The organism is Pseudomonas khavaziana, assembly GCF_036704165.1.
Taxonomy (GTDB): Bacteria; Pseudomonadota; Gammaproteobacteria; order Pseudomonadales; family Pseudomonadaceae; genus Aquipseudomonas; species Aquipseudomonas khavaziana.
This window is the reverse complement of sequence record NZ_CP129946.1, coordinates 5,645,555-5,667,069: the sequence shown is the minus strand read 5'-3', so window position 1 is coordinate 5,667,069 and position 21,515 is coordinate 5,645,555. Positions and strand designations below refer to the sequence as shown.

The following is a 21,515-nucleotide window of genomic DNA, read 5'->3' as shown; positions in this document are numbered from 1 at the left end:
GAAGTTATGTCGTTATTTTTTATTGATCGCCCAATTATGACTTGGGTATTAGCGATTTTGATCCTGCTTGGGGGAGGCGTTGCCGCCACCCAGCTAGCGATCGAACGTTTTCCTGACATAGCACCACCCCGCGTGACAGTTCATGCATCCTATCCTGGCGCCTCGGCAGAAACGGTGGAGCGGACCGTTACCGCAATTATAGAGCGAGAGCTAAATGGCATTCCTGGTTTGTTATCGTTCAGCTCACGCAGTATGCAAGGCGGATCGGATATCAGTGTATTGCTCAATTCTGGTGTCGATACCAAGCTAGCAGCAATCGAAGTACAAAACCGAGTTAAAAGGGTAGAAGAGCGTCTGCCCGAAAGCGTTCGCCGCCAGGGCGTGACTGTTCAGCAAAGCAGCGGTAGTGCGCTGCTATTCGTGACATTGAGTGCAGACAACCAGAGCCTTGATAGTGTCCAGCTGGGAGACTTGGCTTCGAGCATGGTGCGACCGGCATTGCTGCGCGTCAAAGGCGTGGGTGAGGTCAGTTTATTCAGTCCCGAATATGCTATGCGTATCTGGCCCGACGTGCACAAGCTTACTGCTTTCGACGTTACTACGGGTGAGTTGATGGATGCCATCAGCGTGCGTAACCAACGGATTCCTCTAGGATCGATCGGCGCCGCCCCCAGCCCCCAAGACACCGCCCTCACTGCACCTTTGGCATTGGAAGAGGACCTTAATACACCGCAGGATTTCGGCGCCATTGCCTTGAAGGTAAATAGTGATGGTTCGGCCTTGCGCGTGTCGGACGTTGCAGATGTCGAACTCGGTGCGAGTAATTACGATTATCCGGCATTCATTGATGGTCGTTATTGTGCCGCGATGTCAGTCAGGCTGGCGCCCGGGGCGAACGCGCTTGAGACAACAGACGGTATCGCTGCCGTTCTGAAGACATTATCTACGCAACTGCCGCCGGGTGTGCATTTTCAGACGTCATTTGATAACTCGACGTTTGTGAAACTGTCCATCGAGCGAGTTATTTATACCTTGTTCGAAGCCATGGCGTTGGTGTTTTTGGTCATGTGGTTATTCATGCGCAGCCTTCGAGCCACCCTTATTCCAACAATGGTAGTACCTATCGCGTTGGCGGGGACCTGCGCGGTCATTTGGGCACTGGGGTTCTCAATCAATGTGCTCACGCTATTTGGTCTAGTGTTGGCCATCGGTATTCTGGTCGATGATGCCATTGTGGTAGTTGAGAACGTTGAACGCATCATGCGTGAAGAGCGCTTGCCTGCTAGAGAGGCAACAATCAAGGCAATGGGGCAGATCAGCGGTGCAATTATGGCGATCACCTTGGTGCTCACTGCGGTGTTTATACCGATGGCACTGCTTGATGGTGCTGTTGGTACCATCTATCGACAGTTCTCCATTGCGCTAGCAGTGCCTATGGCTTTTTCGGCATATTTGGCACTTACCCTTACGCCGGCTCTGTGTGCCGCGTTGCTTAAACCAGGGGCTGAAGTTTCGGCGCAGCGTCGAACCGCTAGGTTTGGCGCTGCGTTGTCACGGAACTACTTAAGGGCGCTCAACGGAATATTACGACGCCCTTTGCGTTATCTTGTTGTCTACTGCGCCCTCGCGGTCATCCTGGCGTTTCTTTACATAAAACTGCCCAGCGGTTTTCTGCCTGCCGAGGATGAGGGGTTATTCGCCGTCGTTGTGCAACTGCCCACAGGCTCTCCTCAAGCTGAAACGCGAAAGGTGATTGACGAGGTGCAGCAATACCTCATGGTTGACCCGAATGTCAGTAGCGTATTTGCGATGCAAGGGTTCAGTTATTTTGGTGGCGGGCAAAACGCAGCAATGGTTTTGCCGAGCCTCACCGATTGGTCGGTACGGACACGACCCGATCAGCAAATCGAGGGCATATTGGCGCGTTTCAATAAGGACTTTGAGGGCGGCGCGCTCGCTCATCCTCAAGCATTGATCAAGGCGTTTGGCCCTCCACCTATTTTTGCGCTGGGGAACACGGCAGGCGTTGAGCTGAAGTTGCAAGATCGGGCCGGCCTGGGGCATACCCTTCTCATTGAGGCCAAGGATCGTTTGCTGGGTTTGGCTGCGAAAAGTCCAGTACTGGCCCATGCGTCTTTCTCTGGTCAGAACGATACCTCCCAGATAAGAGTGACAATAGACCGGTTAAAAGCTGAGAGCATGGGGGTGGACCTGGGTGAGATCAACAGAACAATGGAAACCCTGTATGGCTCCAGTTACTTAGGCGATTTTATTCATAATAATCAGGTCAGGAATATTCTGGTTCAGGCCAAAGGAAGTGATCGGCAATTGCCTGACAGTGTGCTACAGGCGCGGGTTAGAAATAAATTCGGTGGTATGGTGCCCTTGGAGGCTTTCGTATCAATACGATGGGATAAAGGGCCATCGAGCATAGAGCATTGGAATGGTTTTCCCTCGTTGAGCATCAGTGCTGTGCCGGCGCCGGGATATAGTACTACTCAAGCAATGGAGGAAATGGCTCGCCTCATATCGCAATTACCCATCGGCTTCACTTATGAGTGGTCAGGGCAGTCATTTCAGGAGCAGAGTTCAAATAGGCAAATGCCCCTGCTGTTCATGCTGTCTATTCTCGTTGTATTTCTATGCCTTGCCGGTCTCTACGAAAGTTGGTCTACGCCGCTGACTGTGGTACTGGCTATCCCTATGGGCGTGTTGGGAGCTGTGTTGGCGGCAACGGCTCGCGGCTTGCCAAGTGATTTATATTTCAAGGTAGGCTTGATCGCTGTCATTGGCTTGTCAGCAAAAAACGCGATTCTTATCGTCGAAGTCGCGCAAACACTGGTCAAACAGGGGGTTGATACGCACCAGGCGCTACTGAGCGCGGCGCGAATACGCTTAAGGCCCATTATGATGACTTCGCTGGCCTTCATGTTTGGTGTGCTGCCGCTGGCGCTCGCTGTCGGCCCAGGGGCTGCGAGCCAGCACTCCATGGGAACCTCAGTATTCGGTGGGATGCTGAGTGCTACGGCGCTCACCTTGTTTGTCGTTCCGCTTTTATATAGTTTTATCGTGCGCACCCGCACTCGGCGATTCAGGCGTGCCTTGTCACAAAAGAAAACGGAACTGGCGTAGGTTCGCTGAGTGTAAAGTATTGCGAAAATATTAAGGAGGACAAGCACACTATGAAGCCTATAGACGAGCGTAAAAATCGGTTGATAAAGGTTGGTCAGGTTACCGGCTCCCCCGGCTATGTCATAGTTGATAGCTCAAAGATAGCAGTGCATCTTGAGTCTGGGGTTGTATATTTTGAACTAATGACAGAAAGCGAAAACTTTAAAATAATTGCTCACTCGGCCTCATTGACGAACGTGACAGTGGATGTTTCAGTATCTTTGAGTCATGTGCTTGCGGCGGTTGAGGCGGTATTTGTTAATAGCCCTTTATGTGACAGGGTTGAGGTTCTGTTACCTGAACCAGTGAATGCACAATTGTGCGCATTGGGCATAGCTGTTTTTCAGAATGAAAAGTGTTATGTAAGGGCGGAAATGTTTTGGCAGTTGTCAATGCCGTGGTGCTCGAAGGGGGCGATTAATAGTTATCCACTTTGTTACACCGGGTCGGACCAATACCCTATCCCGGTTCGACCTCGGCAGCCTGCTGGGGATGTTTATGCCAGGTATATTCCCTGGCTCGAAAAAACCCTGAGTTTCAAAGTGGTTGATGTTGACAGGGATCTGACGCAGTTTAATCGCTGGATGAATGATCCTCGGGTTTCTTTTTTCTGGGAAGAAGAAGGGGACTTGGAATATCATCGAGCGTTCCTTGAAACGCAACTTGCTGATTCGCGAGTTACTCCCCTAATCGGCTTCTTTGATTCGCAGGCGTTTGGCTATTTTGAGGTGTATTGGGCTAAAGAGGACAGGTTGGCGCCATTTTGCCAGGCTACGGACTTTGACCGGGGCTTTCACCTGCTGGTGGGCGAAGAGGCCTTTAGGGGGCGTCAATGGTTGGAAGCATGGTATCCGTCCTTACTCCATTTTATGTTTCTTGATGATGTTCGCACACAACGCGTTATGGCTGAGCCTCGCGCGGATAATGAACGTTTATTGCGCTGTAGTGAAATGCTTGGCCTCGAAAAACTTAAAGAATTTGATTTTCCGCATAAGAGAGCGGCTCTGATTAGCATTACCAGGACTAAGTTTTTTGGACGCGCACAACAACTATCAGGGCGTCGATTTTAATGCTGAGCCCGTCCCGGTAGCGGATCTCAGACGGGATACTGATGGTGCGCTTTAATATGTCACGCGTTGCGTGAGGCAACGTGGATGAGTACGCTAGAGCTGTGTATGATAAATCGCTCGTAAGTAGGTTGTTCAATTTATAAAATTAAGGAGAGTTTTGTGTCTCGAATTACCTTTAAAACTTTTTCACCTCGTTCAGACAATCCAGCGCTCAGACTGATTTGTTTTCCTTATGCGGGTGGCAGTGGAAACATTTATGAAGAGTGGCAAGGTCTTATCGGGTCCAATGTCGAAGTGTGTGCTGCACAGCTCCCTGGGCGCGGGGCGCGATTTAATGAGCCGAAGCACATAACGTTAGGTGACCTGCTCGACGAGTGTGAAGAGGCCATCCTTCCGTTACTTGATCGGCCATTCGCGATTTTTGGGCATAGCTTGGGCGCTGTGGTGGCGTTTGCATTTGCCCAACGGCTCGAAAAGTTAGGGAAAGTACCTCAGCATTTGTTTGTCTCCGGCGCATCAGCGCCTGTGGATGGCTCCGAATACAAAAAAACACGTGATTTGAATGATCAGGAGTTAGTCGAGTGGATGTCCGAAATTAATGGCACGCCTGTCGAGTTGATGAATGACCCTGAACTTATGGAAATTGCTTTGCCGATTCTCCGGGCAGACTTCGCAATCGCCAGCTCTTATAAACATGTGGACGCAAGGCTGAAAACGTCGGCTACCGTATTTGGCGGCAGCGAAGATAAAAATATTCCCGTAGAGCAACTGTCGAGCTGGGGTAACTTGGTGACTGGGCGAGTACAAGTAGAAGTCATCCAGGGCGATCACTTTTTCATACACGGCAATGAGAAAGTCGTCATCACCGCGATCCGTCGGACCTTAGGGCTGTAATCCTCCACCGGTGTGCGGCGATGGGAGCTGATTATCGGGCTTATCCCGGATCCGAATTCCAGCACGTCGACGGTCCTGGCACGGCCGTCGTCGGTCATAACAGCTCTCCTCACACTACCGCTCACTTAACAATCGCTGAAGATTCGACGCTATGCATTGAACTACGCGCGCCTCTATTTCGCCCCTTCCAGTACCTTGCTGGGAAATAGCACAACAAACCGATGCATTTTTTTCAGCGCATCGGTAAATGGCAACGCTACTACCTGGGCCGCTTCCTGTGTGTCCGCATAGAATGTGCCCTCCACCGGTCGCACTTTGCATGACGCCCAGACCGTATCCCGGCGTCAACCAGGGTTGGCCGGGGAGTGGGCCACCCAACCACCGTATTGTCAGCATTTGTTTGAGTAAAGAATGGGAAATCAAGTGGCCGTCTAATAGTCTGTCCAGGAAGAGGGCCGCTTGGGACAGTGGACCGACCAGTAAGCCGTGGTAGACCCAGGCCGGGTCGTAATAGCTGGCGTTTCCCGCATATGTTTCGTCCAGATCGGATGGGCGGCTGGCGATCCTCACTCCCGATAGGCCTAAGGGCGCAAGCGCACGGGTGATTATCGCCTTCTCAAGTGTCAGCCCTGTTGCCTGTTCGATAAGTCGTGCAATAAACATATAGCCCACATTTGAGTAGTACCAACTTGTGCCGGGTTCATAACGTAATTTTGTTGCATTTATTCGTCTTAGCATTTCTGCTGGCGGCCACGCGCGTTGTCGTTCTTCGACAGCGGTTTGATAGTCGGTATCTTCCCTGTAATCGGACAGGCCCGCTTCGTGCCGTAAAAGTTGGCGCAGGGTAAACGCCTCGCCCATTACTTTGTCATCAAGACCCAATAAGCCATCTTGTACCAATGACAATGATGTTGCGGCCAAAACGGTTTTTGTAAAGCTCCACCATGGAACACAGGCGTCTGAGTGGATGGATGTAAGTGATTGCCCATTGACGATGAGTGAAAAGAGCACGTGTCAATATCTCCTTGAAAAAGGCTTGTCTTAGCCTTCTGTCGACTGATGACTCAAGCAGGCTCTCAGGTTAAAAACTAGCGGGCAGAAGAAAACGAGCGATCACCGGCATATGGCTGGAAATACGCAACGTATCTTCCTGCCGTACTTTCGCCTCTACCCGCTTGATCCGTGGGCTGAAGAACAGGTAATCCAAAGTGCGGTCCGGGCCGTCGAGGCTCGGATCATTGGGGTAATAGGTCAGCCATCGCTCACGGTTTATTCCGCTGGATTCACTGTTACTCGGGATCATCGGGTATTTGTCCCACAGCAGGTGCAGCTCGCTGTCCGGCGAATACTGCCCGCGTTTTTGCGCGTCCAAACGCAGGAACTGCCCCAGCGGCAATAAGTTGAAATCTCCCCCGATCAGCCATGGCGTGCCGCGGCCTTCAAACTTGTCCAGCAGCTTCACCGTTGCCTTGACTTGCTCTTGCATGGCACCGCGTCCGGGCATGCCGGCCTCTAGCCGCGTATTGAGCACCGCCAGCTGACCACCGTCGCTCAGCGGCAGGTAGGTCAACAGCAAGGCGGGCTTGGGCTGGAACTGGCGGCTGATAAAGTTGGCGTCGGCGGCCGGCAATTGCAGGCGCTCAGCATGTTCGATCTGGTAGCGGCTCAGTGTCGCCAGCTTGCGACCGACGCTGCCGAAAATGTGCAGGTTGGGCACAAAGTCGGCTTTCCAGTCGAACGCCTGGGCGCTGCAGGGGTAGAGGTCGACCAGGCGCTCTTGCAACAGCGCCAGCTGGTCCTGGTAGTGAGAGGGTTTGGCGCCCTCGTCAATCTCTTGCAGCAACAGGATATCGGGCTGTTCGTCGCGGATCACCCGTGCCACTTCGTCGAGGCTGAACGCCATGTCTTCAACGGTGGGGCGGTCATCCGGGCCGCTGCCGTCGGGGGTGTCGTACCAGAACACGTAGTTCTTGCCGGCCAGGTACTGCACGTTCCAGGTCATCACCTTGAGCGCCTGCCCCGGCAGCAGGGTCGGGGCGCGGGGCGCCACGCAACTGACGGGCAAGATCTCTTTGTCGGCGGGGCGCCAGGTCAGGCTGTGGGTCAGCGCCGCCAGCAGGCCGGCGATGATCAACAGGCTCAACAGGGTGATGCGCAATAAACGGGTCATCGGCTCGGCTTATGTGCGTGTCAGAAGAGGCACGGAGCATATCACCGCGCGTCGGCGTCGCCACCGATCAACATGAATAAACGGAACAGCACCACGCTGGTGAACAATTGCAGGAAGCTGTGGGCACTGTCCATCAGCAACCCCAGCAACGGCGCGGGCTCCGGATAGGCCGCCACACTGGCGCCCTTGAGCAGCCACAACGGGGTCATCACGCATAGCAGGCACACCAGGATTCGCCAGAAATGCCCGCGGGTCAGGCGAAAACTCTCCTTCATCGCCTCCAGGGCCGGCATGCCGCGCAGCACCAGCAGGTATTCGGCAAACGCCAACACCACCATCAGCCACAAGCCCGGCAGGAAGTACAGCGACAGGCCGAGCAAGATCAACAACGTGCTCAGGGCCGTCAGCAGGGCAAAGCGCGGCCACAGGCCCAAGGCCATGGCCCACACGTCCTTGATCCGGGGCGATTCGCCACGGGTGCGTGCGTCGAGAAACAGGATCAGGGCGCCGGTGTACAGCGGGTACACCAATAAACCCACGACCACGCTGTAGCCGGGAAATGCATCCGGGCCCAGCGTGTGGTCCAGTATCTGTTGCAACAGGGCTTCGAGGATCACCAACGGCAGGCACAACTGCACGATGGCGCCCAGGTTGCGCTGGGTAAAACGCAAGGAGTCGCGCAAAACGTCTAACGGATTCATCAGGGTCATCACAGGCCTGGAAGCAGAGGGCGACACTTTAACCGATCAGGGTCCAAGGGGCACAAACGTAAACCTTGAGTAAAGACCATTGAAACAACTCGTAACATCCCCATAACTGGAGGGCACCCGGCCTGACCACAGGCGGGACCAGAATTTTTTATCGGCAATCTAACGAGGTCGCCATGAACAGCGAAGAGCAAACCCTGATCGATGGACTGTTTTCACGGTTGCAGCAAGCCGAAACGGACTCAGCCCCCCGCGACGCCCAGGCCGAAGCGCGGATCAAGGAGCACATGACTCGCCAACCGGCTGCCGGGTACTACATGACCCAGTCGTTACTGGTGCAGGAACACGCGCTTCAGGCTCTGGATGCGCAAAATAAGCAGCAGGCGCAACAGATCCAGCAATTGCAGGACGAACTGCAGCGGGCCAAGTCGACGCAACCGGCGCCGGCCAGTGGTGGTGGATTTCTGTCGAGCATTTTTGGCGGTAGCTCCCGCGATCCGCAACCTGCGCCGAGCAACTCCGGTGGCGGCTGGCGTGAGCCGGCGCGGCCATCGTTCAACCCACCTGCACCGCAGCAGAACTATCAGCAGCCGCAAGCACCAGCAGCCGCGCCAGTGGGCAGCGGTTTTCTCGGCGGCGCGATGAAGACCGCCGCCGGTGTGGCCGGTGGTGTGTTGCTCGCCGAAGGCATCAGCAGCCTGTTTCATCACAACCAGCAGCCGCAGGTGGTGGAAGAAATCATCGAACAACCGGCACCGACCAGCGACCAAGGTGACTGGGGCAACGATGACCAGAAGTTTGCCGGCAATGACAGTTGGGGCGGCAACAATGCTGACAGCTTCGCTGACAGCGATTATTCCGACGATTCCTCTTCCTTTGGCGACGACGATTCCTTCGTCTGACACGCCAGGCCCGGAGCGCGACAGCGCTCCGGTCTGATTTTTTCCCGGAACCGCTCCCTTGGCTGGCATACTGGCGCCCTTTCCGGGCGCTGGCGCCTGGCTGTCTATGAGCCTGGCTGTCTATGAGGAAGTGCGGTGAAGAAAATTGCAGTGTTCGCCGATGTACAAAACCTCTATTACACCGTGCGCCAGGCCTATGGCTGCCACTTCAACTACGCCGCCCTGTGGGCTGACATCGGCGCCCGCGGGCAGATCGTCGAGGCCTATGCCTACGCCATCGACCGTGGCGACAGCAAGCAGCAGCAATTCCAGCAGATCCTGCGCAACCTGGGCTTTACGGTAAAACTCAAACCGTATATCCAGCGCAGCGACGGTTCGGCCAAGGGTGATTGGGACGTGGGCATCACCATCGACATCATGGACGCCGCCGACCATGTCGACGAAATCGTGCTGGCCTCCGGTGACGGTGATTTCGACATGCTGCTCGACCGTGTCATTCACAAGCATGGCGTCGAAGCCGTGGCCTATGGCGTGCCCGGGCTGACGGCCAATTCATTGATCCGCGCCGCCAGCCGCTACGTGCCGATCGAAGGCGCGTTGCTGCTCAAATAAATTGTTAGACGGAGTGGGAACAGGTTTGGAACGTATAGCGGTCATCGACTTTGAAACCACCGGCATCACCCCCAGCAGCCACTGCCGGGCTACGGAGATTGGCGTCGTCATCCTCGAGCGCGGACAAATCGTGGACCGCTACCAGAGCCTGATGAACGCCGGCGTGCGCGTACCGGCTTTTATCGAACAACTTACCGGCATCAGCAACGCCATGCTGCGCAGCGCGCCACCGGCTGAGCGGGTGATGAACGAAGTCAATGAATTCGTCGGCACCACGCCCTTGATGGCGCACAACGCCGCCTTCGACCAGAAGTTCTGGGACTTTGAACTGGGCCTGATCCGCCGCACCCGCCTGCAGAAATTCGCCTGCTCCCTGCTGCTGGCCCGCCGCCTGATGCCGGCTGCGCCCAACCACAAACTCGGCACCCTCAACGCCTACGCCAAACTGCCCCACACCGGCCAGGCTCACCGGGCGCTGGCGGATGCGGAAATGGCCGCCAACCTCACGGCGCACCTGGCCCAGCAACTGCGCCAGACCCACGGCCTGCGCGAACTGTCCCATGACCTGTTGTGCACCTTGCAGAAAGTGCCTGCCGCGAAGATCAATGAACACCTGAAGAAACATCGCGGGTTCTGACCCAGAGTGCATTTTCAAGACCAATGACACTCCAAATGTGGGAGGGGGCTTGCTCCCGATGGCGGTGGGTCAGATACAGCCAAGCTGACTGACACACCGCCATCGGGAGCAAGCCCCCTCCCACATTTAGTGATGCGGCGCCTATCGAGGCTGTGTGCACGCCAACGCCTGGTCCACCACTCCCTTCGCCATCTCCACCAAATGCATCACCGCCCGCTGCGGCGCCTTCATCACTTCGCCCGACCCATGGGCCGTCTCCACCGCGCAATGCAACAAATCCGCCGCATGGGCCAGAGCCTCTTCGAAGCTCAGGTTGTCATTCAGGATAAAAATCGGCGCATCCGGGGCGGATGCCTTGAGGTAGTAGTCGATGGCGCGACGGTGGAGCAGGGCGTCTTCGCTGAGGAAGTCGGCTTTGGACTTGGGTGGATCGGGGGTGACTTTTTTGACCATGGTGAAACTTCTCCGTCAGGTAAGAAGCTGCAACCGTTCGCTTGCACACGAATTAGGGTGGCAGCAGTACGCAGGTGTGCAAGACCGAGACGGAGTCCGGTAGATCCGAAGATCTCCCGCGTACAGCTGCCATGACACTTAGCGCCAGAGATACACCCAGGCGTAGAGAGTTAAGGCTATGCGTATTACCGTCGTCGGACTTGCACGTCCGGTCACCGAACATTCGATGACAGGGCGAGACTAGCTACCGAATCCGACGGAAACAAGGCCGTGGGATTCTCTCGGAAACGTCCCGCAAATGAAAGGGATTGATCTTGCTGGCCACTGAAACACTGGGGTTTTGAGGTCTCTTTCACCTGAGCACTGAATGATCGGTAGGCCAAATCCGGATATGATCTAGGACCTTTCTGGTTTTCCTCTTTACTCATCTATCGCCTCTTACTGCGACCTACCATCCTGTTTGTCACTCATGCACAGGGATTACAGTCATGCAGGAAAGCGATCTTCATACAGCGATCATGCGAAGCAAGTTGGAACTCGAATCAAATGGCATTGATCTGGGTTCCAGTTCAAGCATGGCGTTTCATGTGGGGAACACGATGACAAGCTGCCCGGCAGTCATGGTGTTGCCGAGTTCGCCAGGTTGGAGTCATGGCCCTCATTACCAGTTACTCAAGCCGATTCACGCTGACCCCGTTGCGCCCGATACGACGTTTGATGAACTCTGGAAATGTACACAGCAACACTACGGCCTCACGGCAGCCACAGTGATCACTGGCGCGGCGGGCATACCCATAAGCAAAATTGCGGTGGGTGCTTGGGTTCACGTCGGCTCCAGCAAAACCACGAACCTGGCTAGCCTGATCGGAATGCGCTTTTTCCCTCGTACGTTGATCAAGCAACCCACCATGGCCAGAATGGCAAAAGCAACGTTTGGCACGGTTCGGGTATTTGGCATCATCGGGCGAGGCATCCCCTTCGTCGCTGCCGGGCTTGCAGTCTTTGATCTAGTCAGTATTGGCAAGTGTGCCTATGAGGCGAGGAATGGAAGGTAATCTGAGCAGAGCCGAAGTTGCTGAGAAAGTGATCCAGCTGTTCGTCGATATCATCGGTTTTATTGACCGAAGCGAAGTGACGGAGCAAACCGATTTCATCCATGACTACGACATCATTGATGATGACCTGACCTGCTTTGTCATGCAGATCAAGTGGCAGTTCAAGCTGCAAGCGACGCAGGAGGATTGGGATCGCATTACGACCATCGAGCAGATCGTTGATTTGATCGTCCAGCGCAGATCAAGCCCTTTGTAGGAGCGAGCTTGCTCGCGAAGAACGTCAACGGTGACGCTGGCGTCCTGAATGCCCGCGGCGCCCACAGGTCCTTCGCGAGCAAGCTCGCTCCTACAGTGCGCGGCAGGTCAGCCAGCATTTTTCCCATTGGCTTCCAACTGCCCCAACGGCACCCTCCGCTCTATGGCGCTGGACAAAATAATCGAGGTCTTGCTGAACCCGAACTTCGCCACTCGATTAATCAGGTCTTCCAGCTGCGGCATGGTGCCTACCGCCGCTTGCATGATCACGCACGGGTCGCCGGTGACCCGGTGGCATTCGGTCAGCTCGGGAATTTGCGCCAGGGCGTCGTATACCTTTTGGCTGCCGTGATTGGTCAGCCGCAGTTCAATTACGCACTGAATCGGCAAGCCGACTTTGGACAAATCCACCTTGGCCTGGTAGCCGGTAATCACGCCGCTGGCTTCCAGTTTGGCGACCCGTTCGGCCACGGCGGGGGCGGAGAGGTTTACCGTGCGGGCCAGTTGCGCGTAAGAGGCGCGGCCGTCTTCGAGCAGAGCGCTGAGGAGCATGCGGTCGTATTTGTCCATGGTAAGGCTCCAGTTGCGTGTGGCTTTCGAAAGCACGGGTTATAGCCTTCATAACCATGTTTTGAAAAGTGTATGGGCGGTTTAAACAGGTTTTGTAACTTATGTTTATCCATCTGTCTTTCTAGAATAAAGCCTCCTATCTCCTGCCATAGAGCCGCCCAATGCCTGGCCCACGTCGTTTTCCCTTACCGTTGATCGCTGCCTTTTTTGCGTTGTATGTGATCTGGGGTTCCACCTACCTGGTGATCCGTATCGGCGTGGAGTACTGGCCGCCGCTGTTGCTGGCGGGCATTCGGTTTTGCACGGCAGGCGTGTTGATGTATGGCTTCCTCCGGTGGCGCGGGGTGCCGGCGCCGACGTGGCCGCAATGGAAGGCGGCCGGGATGATCGGCATTTTGTTGCTCACCGTGGGCAATGGCGGCGTCAGCGTGGCCGAACATATGGGCGTGTCGTCCGGCGTGGCGGCACTAGCCGTGGCCACCGTGCCACTGTTCACGCTGCTGTGTGGTTTTTTCTGGGGCGCACGTAATACGCGACTGGAATGGGCCGGGGTGATCCTCGGCATCATCGGCATCGCCATGCTCAATATGGGCAGTACCCTGCAATCGAGCCCACTGGGCGCGGTGTTGCTGTTGATGGCGGCGGCGTCCTGGGCCTTCGGTTCGGTGTGGAGCCGACATTTGCCGCTGCCCCAAGGCGCCATGGCCAGTGCCGCTGAAATGCTCGTGGCCGGCGTGGCGCTGCTGATCGTCAGCGCGCTCTCCGGTGAGCACCTGCAGGCCATGCCACCGCTGGAAGGCTGGCTGGCCCTGGCCTACCTGACGGTGTTCGGCTCGATTATCGCCTTTAACGCCTATATGTACCTGCTCAAGCATGTGCGTCCGGCGGCGGCGACCAGTTATGCCTACGTGAACCCGGCAGTGGCGGTGTTGCTGGGGATTGTGTTCGTTGGCGAGACCATCGGCCTGGAAGAAGCCCTGGCGATGCTGGTAATCATCAGCGCCGTGCTGTTGATCAGCCTGCCCCAGTGGCGCAAGCCCAAGGCGGAAATAAGGTAAACTGCCGCGCATTATGCCTTTGCGCTGAATTTTTCCTACGGTAAATACATGACTTTCGCCACCCTTGGCCTGATCGAACCCTTGCTGCGCGCCCTTGAGACGCTTGGCTACCAGACCCCGACGCCGGTGCAGGCGCAAGCCATTCCGGCGGTGCTGGCCGGTCGTGACCTGATGGCCGCGGCGCAGACCGGCACCGGCAAGACCGCAGGCTTCGCCTTGCCGCTGCTGCAATTGCTGACCATGGAAGGGCCGAAAGTCGCCGCCAACTCAGCGCGTGCGCTGATCCTGTGCCCGACCCGCGAACTGGCTGAGCAGGTTCACGCCAGCGTCGCCGAGTATGCCCAGCATCTGCCGCTGACCACATACGCGGTGTACGGCGGTGTGAGCATCAACCCGCAGATGATGAAGCTGCGCAAGGGCGTCGACATCCTGGTCGCCACCCCTGGCCGGCTGATCGACCTGTTCCGCCAGAACGCGCTGAAACTCAACCAGCTGCAAACCCTGGTGCTCGACGAAGCCGACCGCATGCTCGACCTGGGCTTCTCCGAAGAGCTTGCCAACATTTATCGCATGCTGCCGAAAAAGCGCCAGACCTTGCTGTTTTCCGCGACCTTCTCCGATGACATCCGCCTGCTGGCCGGGCAGATGCTCAACGACCCGCTGAGCATCGAAGTGAGCCCGCGCAACGTCGCCGCCAACACCGTCAAGCAGTGGGTGGTGCCAGTGGACAAGAAGCGCAAGGCCGAGCTGTTCGTGCATCTGATGCGCAAAGGCCGCTGGAAGCAGGTGCTGGTATTCGCCAAGACCCGCAACGGCGTGGACGCACTGGTGGACAAGTTGCAGGGCCTGGGCATCAATGCCGACGGCATCCATGGCGACAAGCCCCAGGCCACCCGCCAACGCGCACTGGACCGCTTCAAGTCCAGCGAGGTGCAGATCCTGGTCGCCACCGACGTGGCAGCCCGTGGCCTGGATATCGAAGATCTGCCGCTGGTGGTCAACTTTGACCTGCCAATCGTGGCCGAGGACTACATCCACCGTATCGGTCGTACCGGTCGTGCGGGTAACACCGGTGAGGCGATTTCCCTGGTGTGTGCCGACGAGGTCAACATGCTCTCGGCCATCGAGATGCTGACCCGCCAGACCTTGACCCGCAAGATGGAGCCGGATTTTGAGCCGGAGCATCGTGTACCGGATACCGATGCCAGTGGGCAGGTGGTGAAGAAACCGAAGAAACCGAAGAAGCCTAAAATGTCTGGTGGTGGCGGCAAGCGCAACCTGGGCAAGTGGGTGGACAGTGGTGATGTGGCGCCGGCTGAGCCGTCGATCAAACCGGTGCGCAAGGTGCCGGTGTTTAATACTGGGCCGCGCAAGAAGAAGTAATTTTGTGCTGTAGCTGAGGGCCTCATCGGGAGCAAGCCCCCTCCCACACTGGGACTGTATTTCACAGTTCGAAATGTGGGAGGGGGCTTGCTCCCGATGGCGGCCTTGAACCCATCCCAGATCTCAGCGATTAAGCCACTCCAACATCCCCCGCCCAGCCGCTCTGCCACTGGCAAAACACCCCGTCAGCAAATACCCACCAGTGGGCGCCTCCCAGTCCAGCATTTCCCCCGCACAAAACACCCCAGGCAATGGCTTGAGCATCAAGCGCTCATCCAGCGCTTCAAACGGCACACCACCCGCGGTGCTGATTGCCTCATCCATCGGCCGCGTCTTCACCAATGTCAGCGGCAACGCCTTGATATCCACTGCCAACTGCGCTGGATCAGTGAAGTGTTCAGCGGGCGTCAGCTCACGCAACAACGCTGCTTTGACCCCATCCAAACCCAACTGACTGTGCAAATGCTTGCTCATCGAGCGCGACCCCCGTGGCTTGGCCAACGCCGCCTGCACCTTGTCCAGCGGCTTACTCGGCAGCAAATCGATATGCACCATTGCCGCACCGTCGCGCTTGATCGCTTCGCGAATCGGCGCCGACAAGGCGTAAATCAAACTGCCTTCAATGCCGGTAGCGGTGATCACGCATTCGCCCAGCCGAGGTTTGTCATCCCCCAGGGCAATAGCGACGTTTTTCAACGGTGCGCCAGCGAATTTGCTGACCATCAACTCGCTCCACGCCGACACTTCAAACCCGCAGTTGCTCGGTTGCAAACGCACATAGGGCAGGCCTTTGCCTTCAAACAGGTTCTGCCACGCACCGTCAGAACCCAGGCGCGACCAACTGCCGCCGCCCAAGGCCAGCAACACGGCGTCGCTGTGGACAACTTTTTCGCCGTCCGCGCTGTGGATAAGTAAATCGCCCTCGGCATTCCAACCTGTCCAACGATGTCGGGTGTGGATAACCACACCTTGATCCCGCAGGCGCTTGAGCCAGGCGCGCAATAGTGGCGCGGCTTTCATATCGGTAGGAAATACGCGGCCGGAGGTGCCGACAAAGGTCTGGATACCCAGGCCATGGATCCATTCGCACAACGCCTCGGCGCCAAAGCTGCGCAGCAGCGGCGCCAGGTGCGGGGCGCGTTCGGCATAGCGCGACAGGAACGCCGGGTACGCTTCGGAGTGAGTGATGTTCATGCCGCCGACACCGGCCAGCAGGAATTTGCGCCCCACCGAGGGCATGCCGTCGTACAGGTCTACCCGCACCCCTGCCTGGCTCAAGACCTCAGCGGCCATTAGCCCGGCGGGGCCGCCGCCGATAATGGTGGCGTGGTGTGAAGAGGTCCGAGGCATGGCAGGGCTACTGTCGCTTGAATAGGCCGAGCATTCTACCCGACGATGGCGCGGCTGCCTGATCAAAAAACGTACACTTTCCTACAGGCCATATGGCTGCTAGCTTGCAGGCGCTTACGCTCAAGTTATCCACAGGCCGTTCCACAGGCATTGTGGGTAACGCCCACAATTCAGTGACAACCTGATGACGACCACACCCGCTGGGCGCTGTGGTGCAGGATGCCGTGGCGGCGGGCCAGGGCCAGGCGGTCTTTGCTGTAGCCGCCGCCGATCACGCCCATTACCGGAATGTCGCGACCCAGGCAGTGGCGCATCACGCTTTCATCACGGGCGGCGAGGCCTGCGTCTGTCAGCTTGAGGTAACCGAGGGCGTCATCCTTGTGTACATCCACGCCGGCGTCGTATAGCACCAGGTCGGGCTGGTAGAGCGGCAACAGGTAGTTGAGCGTGTCTTCCACCACCTTGAGGTAGTCGGCATCGCCCATGCCCATGGGCAGCGGGATGTCCCAATCACTCTGGGCCTTACGCGCCGGAAAGTTCTTTTCGCAGTGCAGCGACACGGTGATGGCGTCCGGCGTGTCGTGGAGGATGCGTGCGGTGCCGTCGCCCTGGTGCACGTCGCAATCGAAGATCAACACGCGATTGACCCGACCGCTGGCCAGCAGGTACTGGCTGATCACTGCCAGGTCATTGAAGATGCAAAAGCCTGCCGGATAATCGTAGTGGGCATGGTGGGTGCCGCCGGCCAAATGGCAGGCCAGGCCATGTTCGAGGGCTTGTTCAGCCGCCAGTATCGAGCCGCCTACTGCGCGCACGGTACGCCGCGCCAGTGCTTCGCTCCAGGGCAGGCCGAGGCGGCGCTGGTCTTCGCGGGACAATTGGCCGCTCATGTAGCGTTCGATATACCCAGGTTCATGGGCCAAGGCCAGGATATCCGCTGGACACAATTGCGGGCGCAGCAATTGGCTGTCTTGGGTCAAGCCAGTGTCCACCAGGTGGTCGCGCAGCAGGCGAAACTTGTCCATGGGGAACCGGTGGTCCGCCGGGAACTCGGGGCTGTAGTCTTCGTGGTAGATCAATGGCAAAGGCATGGGATTTTCTGACGGGAACCTGCGAAGGATCTTAACAGCGCTGTACACTCACGCACATGGCAAGGGAGGGGGACCCATGGAGCCGATATTGGAATTGGAAAGTGCACGCCTGCTAATGCGCCAGTGGCGCGACAGCGACCTGCCAGACTTTGCGCGCATGTGCGCCGACCCACAAGTGATGCGCTATTTTCCGGCCAGGTTGAGCCATCTGGAAAGCGCCGCATTGATCGGTCGCATTCGCGGGCATTTCGCGGAGTACGGCTTCGGTTTTTGGGCCTTGCAGCGCAAGGATACCGGCGAATTTATCGGTCTGACCGGGCTGCAGAATGTCAGCTTCGAAGCCGGCTTTACACCGGCAGTGGAAATCGGCTGGCGTCTGGCCCGCGAACACTGGGGCCTGGGCTATGCCAGTGAGGCGGCCTGGACCGCGTTGCGCTGCGGCTTCGACCGTTTGCAACTGGACGAGGTTGTAGCCTTCACCACAGAGGCCAATCAGCCTTCACAAAAAGTCATGCAGGCCATCGGTATGCATTACGATCCGCAGGCAGATTTTGAACACCCCAAGGTCGCAGCGGATGACCCGCTGCGCCCTCATGTTTTGTACCGCATCACCCGCGCCCAATGGTTGGACACGCTGCATGGATAAGCAGCCCGGAATGCCCTATTGATTGCAGGAGTTGCTCTATGAGCCAAGTATTGGAAGATCTGGTGGACTTGCTGACCCTGGAACCGATCGAGGAAAACCTCTTTCGCGGCCGCAGCCAGGACCTGGGCTTTCGCCAGTTGTTCGGCGGCCAAGTGCTCGGCCAGTCGCTGTCGGCGGCCAGCCAGACGGTAGAAGAAGCGCGGCATGTGCATTCCCTGCACGGTTATTTCCTGCGCCCTGGCGATGCAGCCTTGCCGGTGGTGTATTCGGTGGACCGCGTACGCGACGGCGGCAGTTTCAGCACTCGGCGGGTAACGGCGATCCAGAAGGGCAACCCGATCTTTACGTGCACCACCTCGTTCCAGTACGACGAACAAGGCTTCGATCACCAGACCACCATGCCGATGGTGGTCGGCCCGGAAAACCTGCCGTCGGAGCTGGAGCTGACCAAGCAACGTGCACACCTGATCCCCGAGCACATGCGCGACAAGCTGCTGTGTCCCAAGCCTATCGAGGTGCGCCCGGTCACCGAGAAAGACCCGTTCAACCCGCAGCCGTCCGACCCGGTCAAGTACGTGTGGTTTCGTGCCGATGGCGCCCTGGCGGACTCGCCGGCGCTGCATAAGTACCTGCTGGCCTACGCCTCGGACTTCGGCCTGCTGACCACCTCGCTGCTGCCCCATGGCAAGACCGTGTGGCAGAAAGACATGCAGGTCGCCAGTCTCGACCACGCGCTGTGGTTCCATGCTGACCTGCGTGCCGATGACTGGTTGCTGTATGCCATGGATAGCCCGTGGGCTGGCAACTCCCGGGGCTTTTCCCGTGGCAGCGTGTACAACCGCTCCGGGCAACTGGTGGCCTCGGTGACCCAGGAAGGTTTGATCCGCCATCGCAAGGACTGGGCATGAGCCTGTCGGACATTAAGCATTGGGTGTTCGACATGGACGGCACCCTCACGGTGGCCGTGCATGATTTTGCTGCCATCCGCGTGGCGTTGGATATTCCGCCTGAGGACGACATTCTCACTCATCTTGCTGCGTTGCCCGCAGACGTTGCAGCAGCCAAGCATGCCTGGCTACTGGAGCATGAACGCGAGCTGGCACTCGGTTCGGTCGCGGCACAAGGCGCCGTGGAACTGGTGCGTGAGTTGGCCGGGCGCGGTTATCACCTGGGTATCCTGACCCGCAATGCGCGCGAGCTGGCCCATATCACCCTGGAAGCCATCGGCCTGGCGGACTGCTTTGCCATTGAGGATGTGCTGGGGCGTGATGATGCGCCGCACAAACCTGATCCGGGTGGTTTGTTGAAACTGGCAGCGGCTTGGGATGTAGCGCCGAGTGAGATGGTGATGGTCGGGGATTATCGTTTTGATCTGGACAGTGGCCGAGCCGCGGGGACGAAGACCGTGTTAGTGAACCTGCCGGAGAACCCATGGCCGGAGTTGGCGGATTGGCATGCGGCAGACTGCGCTGCATTGCGCCAAATGATCTAGCCCAGACAATAGAGATCAGATGTGGGAGGGGGCTTGCTCCCGATTGCGGTGTGTCAGCCAGCCTATGTTTAGCTGGCACACCGCAATCGGGAGCAAGCCCCCTCCCACATTTTGATTGAGTTCCTTCAGGTGCTACTGGGCAAACAGCACCTTTTCTCCCTCTGGCGAGGTAAACATCTTATCCCCGTCATGCCCTACACCTGGCACCTCCACCAGCTTGTGGGTCAGCTGCGGATGACGTTGCCTGAGGTAGTCAAAGTAGTTATGCCCACGAATCAGTCGATACGCGCCCTGGGTCTCGGCCTCGCAGCCTTTATCCAGCGCCGGGTGGTTGGGGGCGGTGTCTTGCTGGCCCAACAGATAAGTGATGTCGCGTGAAACGTAGGCCTGTTCCAGTTGCTGGGCGCCTCGCTCACCCACGTAATCCGGCAGGTTTTGCATGCCGTATTTCCAGTCGTTGAAGCTTGGGCAACTGGCCGTATCGAACGGCACCGGCCGCTGCGGGCTGAAGTAGGCGTAGGACGATGGGTTGGCCACCACATACCGCAGGCTGATGCCTTCGGTTTGCAGCCGCGGGTGGTCATGGCCGGTGAGGGCGAAGCGTTGGACGACTTGGCCGCCACCGGAATGCCCGGCGATCACGATTTCTTTCAACGCCGGGAACAGCTTGCGGTTGCCCAGGTGCTTGATGATCTGGTCCAGAACGCCATAAGAACTGACCTGCCCAGGCGCGGTGGAAGCTTCGCCAGCCATCCAGTCGTTGCCCTTCCAACGCAATACCTGATTGCCCAGATGGTTACGCTTCACGTCCGATTGATTCAGAAACTGCGGCGCGATCACCAGCGTAGTGCCGCCGGCCCCGGCATGGGTGGCGGCGTCGATACCGCTTTGCAGGTAGGTCTGCGCATTGCGCAGGCGGCCATGCACGATGATCAGTGCACGCGTGACCTTGGGCAGCGGCTGGCGCCAGTCCTGGCTCACGCCGAGGCTGAGGTCGCCGGCCTCCAGATGAAAGCGATCAGGGCTGACCACCTTAACGCCGTGTTCGGCCGCCAGGGTGCAGCAGGACACGAACACACCCAGCAGCAACCCCAATCGTTTGATCATTTAAAGACTCTTGGCCGCGAAGGTATCGCATTGCGAGATCTGGCCCTGGGCGAAGCCGGTCTTGAACCAGCGCACTCGCTGGGCCGAGGTGCCGTGGGTAAACGAGTCGGGCACTACGCGCCCTTGGCCCTGTTGCTGCAAACGGTCATCGCCAATGGCGTTGGCCGCGTTCAGTGCCGCTTCGATATCACCCGGTTCCAGCCAGTTAAGCCGTTTCTGTGCGCGGTTGGCCCACACCCCGGCAAAGCAGTCGGCTTGCAGTTCCTGGCGTACCAGCAAGCCGCCGTCGCCTTGCATCTGCCGACCTTGCTGGCGCGCTGCCTGGATTTTGGATGAGATACCCAGCAACGTTTGCACATGGTGCCCGACTTCGTGGGCGATCACATAAGCCTGGGCGAATTCGCCGGATGCCTGGAAACGCTGGGACATTTCCCGGAAGAAATCCAGGTCCAGGTACACCTGTTGGTCAGCCGGGCAATAGAACGGGCCGCTGGCGGAGGTGGCGCCGCCACAGGCCGAGTTCACCCGGCCACGGAACAGGATCAGCTTCGGGTTCTTGTAGGCCAGGCCGTTTTCCTGGAACACCTGGCCCCAGGTGTCTTCGGTGTCGCCCAGCACGGCCCGCACGAAGTCGGCCTGCTGGTCATTGGCCGGTGGTGCCTGGCGCGACTGGGTACTGACCGACGGTGCCTGTTCCATCTGGCCGCTTAACTGGCCGAGGATCTGCATCGGGTCCTGGCCGGTCAGCCAACCGATGCCCACGATCAGCACAATCGCCGTCAGGCTCAGGCCCTTGCCGCCGCCAAAGCGCATGCCGCCACCGCCGCCGCCACTGTCATTGCGGGCATCGACCACGTTGTCGCTGCGTCTGCCTTTTTTCCATAGCATGGGA

At 57.8% G+C, this 21,515-nt stretch carries 22 protein-coding genes; 13 read left to right on the top strand and 9 right to left on the bottom strand.

Annotation, left to right across the window (positions count from 1 at the left end):
- Positions 1-6 precede the first annotated feature (6 nt).
- The 3 genes from QYQ93_RS25420 (at position 7) to QYQ93_RS25410 (ending at position 5,135) form a co-directional block, all read left to right on the top strand.
- Entirely contained in the window at positions 7-3,132 is a 3,126-nt protein-coding gene (locus QYQ93_RS25420) for a multidrug efflux RND transporter permease subunit (protein WP_043050661.1), read from the top strand.
- A gap of 50 nt (positions 3,133-3,182) precedes the next feature.
- Positions 3,183-4,241, top strand: coding sequence for a GNAT family N-acetyltransferase (locus tag QYQ93_RS25415; RefSeq protein WP_052501170.1), 1,059 nt, complete (start codon positions 3,183-3,185; stop codon positions 4,239-4,241).
- 159 nt (positions 4,242-4,400) lie between these two features.
- Positions 4,401-5,135 carry a thioesterase II family protein gene (locus tag QYQ93_RS25410; RefSeq protein ID WP_043050662.1) on the top strand — a complete coding sequence of 245 codons (735 nt, stop codon included), beginning with the start codon at positions 4,401-4,403 and terminating at the stop codon, positions 5,133-5,135.
- 114 nt (positions 5,136-5,249) lie between these two features.
- Here the strand turns inward: QYQ93_RS25410 and QYQ93_RS25405 are convergent, their stop codons facing one another.
- The 3 genes from QYQ93_RS25405 to QYQ93_RS25395 form a co-directional block, all read right to left on the bottom strand.
- The gene (locus QYQ93_RS25405) at positions 5,250-6,146 is read right to left on the bottom strand and encodes a serine hydrolase domain-containing protein (RefSeq protein WP_080889114.1); all 897 of its coding nucleotides are present in this window, start codon (positions 6,144-6,146) and stop codon (positions 5,250-5,252) included.
- A 70-nt stretch (positions 6,147-6,216) separates the two neighbouring features.
- A complete protein-coding gene (locus tag QYQ93_RS25400) occupies positions 6,217-7,305 on the bottom strand; it encodes an endonuclease/exonuclease/phosphatase family protein (protein WP_338475754.1) in 1,089 nt (362 codons plus the stop codon).
- 41 nt (positions 7,306-7,346) lie between these two features.
- Positions 7,347-8,006 carry a YciC family protein gene (locus tag QYQ93_RS25395; RefSeq protein WP_043050687.1) on the bottom strand — a complete coding sequence of 220 codons (660 nt, stop codon included), beginning with the start codon at positions 8,004-8,006 and terminating at the stop codon, positions 7,347-7,349.
- 182 nt (positions 8,007-8,188) lie between these two features.
- On the opposite strand from QYQ93_RS25395, the gene QYQ93_RS25390 reads away from it, so the two are divergent.
- From QYQ93_RS25390 to QYQ93_RS25380, 3 genes are all read left to right on the top strand, one after another.
- Complete coding sequence (locus QYQ93_RS25390) at positions 8,189-8,914, top strand: DUF2076 domain-containing protein (protein ID WP_338475753.1); 726 nt, start codon at positions 8,189-8,191, stop codon at positions 8,912-8,914.
- Positions 8,915-9,049: 135 nt separating this feature from the next.
- Complete coding sequence (locus QYQ93_RS25385) at positions 9,050-9,526, top strand: NYN domain-containing protein (RefSeq protein WP_043050665.1); 477 nt, start codon at positions 9,050-9,052, stop codon at positions 9,524-9,526.
- A gap of 25 nt (positions 9,527-9,551) precedes the next feature.
- Complete coding sequence (locus tag QYQ93_RS25380) at positions 9,552-10,163, top strand: 3'-5' exonuclease (protein WP_043050666.1); 612 nt, start codon at positions 9,552-9,554, stop codon at positions 10,161-10,163.
- Positions 10,164-10,304: 141 nt separating this feature from the next.
- On the opposite strand, the gene QYQ93_RS25375 is transcribed toward QYQ93_RS25380, so the two are convergent.
- Positions 10,305-10,616 (bottom strand): DUF6124 family protein, encoded by a 312-nt coding sequence (locus QYQ93_RS25375; RefSeq protein WP_043050667.1) that lies wholly within the window; start codon positions 10,614-10,616, stop codon positions 10,305-10,307.
- A 488-nt stretch (positions 10,617-11,104) separates the two neighbouring features.
- Here QYQ93_RS25375 and QYQ93_RS25370 point away from each other — a divergent pair, with 488 nt between their 5' ends.
- Positions 11,105-11,671 (top strand): hypothetical protein, encoded by a 567-nt coding sequence (locus QYQ93_RS25370; protein ID WP_043050668.1) that lies wholly within the window; start codon positions 11,105-11,107, stop codon positions 11,669-11,671.
- Positions 11,661-11,927, top strand: a complete 267-nt coding sequence (locus QYQ93_RS25365) for a hypothetical protein (protein ID WP_043050669.1) — start codon at positions 11,661-11,663, stop codon at positions 11,925-11,927. The genes QYQ93_RS25370 and QYQ93_RS25365 overlap by 11 nt, the downstream gene beginning before the upstream one ends.
- A 107-nt stretch (positions 11,928-12,034) precedes the next feature.
- Here QYQ93_RS25365 and QYQ93_RS25355 read toward each other — a convergent pair whose 3' ends face one another.
- The gene (locus QYQ93_RS25355) at positions 12,035-12,496 is read right to left on the bottom strand and encodes an Lrp/AsnC family transcriptional regulator (RefSeq protein WP_056845799.1); all 462 of its coding nucleotides are present in this window, start codon (positions 12,494-12,496) and stop codon (positions 12,035-12,037) included.
- Between the two features lie 161 nt (positions 12,497-12,657).
- On the opposite strand from QYQ93_RS25355, the gene yedA reads away from it, so the two are divergent.
- Together yedA and QYQ93_RS25345 are read left to right on the top strand one after the other, a co-directional pair.
- Complete coding sequence (yedA, locus tag QYQ93_RS25350) at positions 12,658-13,554, top strand: drug/metabolite exporter YedA (RefSeq protein WP_043050671.1); 897 nt, start codon at positions 12,658-12,660, stop codon at positions 13,552-13,554.
- A gap of 48 nt (positions 13,555-13,602) precedes the next feature.
- Positions 13,603-14,937, top strand: a complete 1,335-nt coding sequence (locus tag QYQ93_RS25345) for a DEAD/DEAH box helicase (protein WP_338475750.1) — start codon at positions 13,603-13,605, stop codon at positions 14,935-14,937.
- 123 nt (positions 14,938-15,060) lie between these two features.
- Here QYQ93_RS25345 and QYQ93_RS25340 read toward each other — a convergent pair whose 3' ends face one another.
- Together QYQ93_RS25340 and QYQ93_RS25335 are read right to left on the bottom strand one after the other, a co-directional pair.
- On the bottom strand, positions 15,061-16,287 hold the full coding sequence (locus tag QYQ93_RS25340; protein ID WP_338475749.1) for a TIGR03862 family flavoprotein: 1,227 nt from the start codon (positions 16,285-16,287) through the stop codon (positions 15,061-15,063).
- 170 nt (positions 16,288-16,457) lie between these two features.
- A complete protein-coding gene (locus tag QYQ93_RS25335) occupies positions 16,458-17,378 on the bottom strand; it encodes a histone deacetylase (RefSeq protein WP_338475748.1) in 921 nt (306 codons plus the stop codon).
- A gap of 76 nt (positions 17,379-17,454) precedes the next feature.
- On the opposite strand from QYQ93_RS25335, the gene QYQ93_RS25330 reads away from it, so the two are divergent.
- Genes QYQ93_RS25330 through QYQ93_RS25320 form a run of 3 tightly spaced genes read left to right on the top strand, consistent with a single transcriptional unit; the run spans position 17,455 to position 19,516 of the window.
- Complete coding sequence (locus QYQ93_RS25330) at positions 17,455-18,024, top strand: GNAT family N-acetyltransferase (RefSeq protein WP_338475746.1); 570 nt, start codon at positions 17,455-17,457, stop codon at positions 18,022-18,024.
- Between the two features lie 38 nt (positions 18,025-18,062).
- The gene (gene tesB, locus QYQ93_RS25325; protein WP_043050676.1) at positions 18,063-18,932 is read left to right on the top strand and encodes an acyl-CoA thioesterase II; all 870 of its coding nucleotides are present in this window, start codon (positions 18,063-18,065) and stop codon (positions 18,930-18,932) included.
- Positions 18,929-19,516 (top strand): HAD family hydrolase, encoded by a 588-nt coding sequence (locus tag QYQ93_RS25320; protein ID WP_338475744.1) that lies wholly within the window; start codon positions 18,929-18,931, stop codon positions 19,514-19,516. Before tesB ends, QYQ93_RS25320 begins: the two co-directional genes overlap by 4 nt.
- Positions 19,517-19,648: 132 nt before the next feature.
- Here QYQ93_RS25320 and QYQ93_RS25315 read toward each other — a convergent pair whose 3' ends face one another.
- Both QYQ93_RS25315 and QYQ93_RS25310 read right to left on the bottom strand, forming a co-directional pair.
- Positions 19,649-20,623, bottom strand: a complete 975-nt coding sequence (locus QYQ93_RS25315; protein ID WP_338475743.1) for an alpha/beta hydrolase — start codon at positions 20,621-20,623, stop codon at positions 19,649-19,651.
- A complete protein-coding gene (locus tag QYQ93_RS25310; protein WP_043050679.1) occupies positions 20,624-21,511 on the bottom strand; it encodes a KPN_02809 family neutral zinc metallopeptidase in 888 nt (295 codons plus the stop codon).
- Positions 21,512-21,515: the final 4 nt, after the last annotated feature.

What these genes read in the sequence shown, in the direction of transcription:
- QYQ93_RS25420 (WP_043050661.1), top strand. Translation starts at nt 7, where the DNA reads ATGTCGTTATTTTTTATTGATCGCCCAATTATGACTTGGGTATTAGCG.
- QYQ93_RS25415 (WP_052501170.1), top strand. Translation starts at nt 3,183, where the DNA reads ATGAAGCCTATAGACGAGCGTAAAAATCGGTTGATAAAGGTTGGTCAG.
- QYQ93_RS25400 (WP_338475754.1), bottom strand. Translation starts at nt 7,305, where the DNA reads ATGACCCGTTTATTGCGCATCACCCTGTTGAGCCTGTTGATCATCGCC.
- QYQ93_RS25395 (WP_043050687.1), bottom strand. Translation starts at nt 8,006, where the DNA reads ATGAATCCGTTAGACGTTTTGCGCGACTCCTTGCGTTTTACCCAGCGC.
- QYQ93_RS25390 (WP_338475753.1), top strand. Translation starts at nt 8,189, where the DNA reads ATGAACAGCGAAGAGCAAACCCTGATCGATGGACTGTTTTCACGGTTG.
- QYQ93_RS25375 (WP_043050667.1), bottom strand. Translation starts at nt 10,616, where the DNA reads ATGGTCAAAAAAGTCACCCCCGATCCACCCAAGTCCAAAGCCGACTTC.
- QYQ93_RS25370 (WP_043050668.1), top strand. Translation starts at nt 11,105, where the DNA reads ATGCAGGAAAGCGATCTTCATACAGCGATCATGCGAAGCAAGTTGGAA.
- QYQ93_RS25365 (WP_043050669.1), top strand. Translation starts at nt 11,661, where the DNA reads ATGGAAGGTAATCTGAGCAGAGCCGAAGTTGCTGAGAAAGTGATCCAG.
- QYQ93_RS25355 (WP_056845799.1), bottom strand. Translation starts at nt 12,496, where the DNA reads ATGGACAAATACGACCGCATGCTCCTCAGCGCTCTGCTCGAAGACGGC.
- yedA (WP_043050671.1), top strand. Translation starts at nt 12,658, where the DNA reads ATGCCTGGCCCACGTCGTTTTCCCTTACCGTTGATCGCTGCCTTTTTT.
- QYQ93_RS25345 (WP_338475750.1), top strand. Translation starts at nt 13,603, where the DNA reads ATGACTTTCGCCACCCTTGGCCTGATCGAACCCTTGCTGCGCGCCCTT.
- QYQ93_RS25340 (WP_338475749.1), bottom strand. Translation starts at nt 16,287, where the DNA reads ATGCCTCGGACCTCTTCACACCACGCCACCATTATCGGCGGCGGCCCC.
- QYQ93_RS25335 (WP_338475748.1), bottom strand. Translation starts at nt 17,378, where the DNA reads ATGCCTTTGCCATTGATCTACCACGAAGACTACAGCCCCGAGTTCCCG.
- QYQ93_RS25330 (WP_338475746.1), top strand. Translation starts at nt 17,455, where the DNA reads ATGGAGCCGATATTGGAATTGGAAAGTGCACGCCTGCTAATGCGCCAG.
- tesB (WP_043050676.1), top strand. Translation starts at nt 18,063, where the DNA reads ATGAGCCAAGTATTGGAAGATCTGGTGGACTTGCTGACCCTGGAACCG.
- QYQ93_RS25320 (WP_338475744.1), top strand. Translation starts at nt 18,929, where the DNA reads ATGAGCCTGTCGGACATTAAGCATTGGGTGTTCGACATGGACGGCACC.
- QYQ93_RS25315 (WP_338475743.1), bottom strand. Translation starts at nt 20,623, where the DNA reads ATGATCAAACGATTGGGGTTGCTGCTGGGTGTGTTCGTGTCCTGCTGC.
- QYQ93_RS25310 (WP_043050679.1), bottom strand. Translation starts at nt 21,511, where the DNA reads ATGCTATGGAAAAAAGGCAGACGCAGCGACAACGTGGTCGATGCCCGC.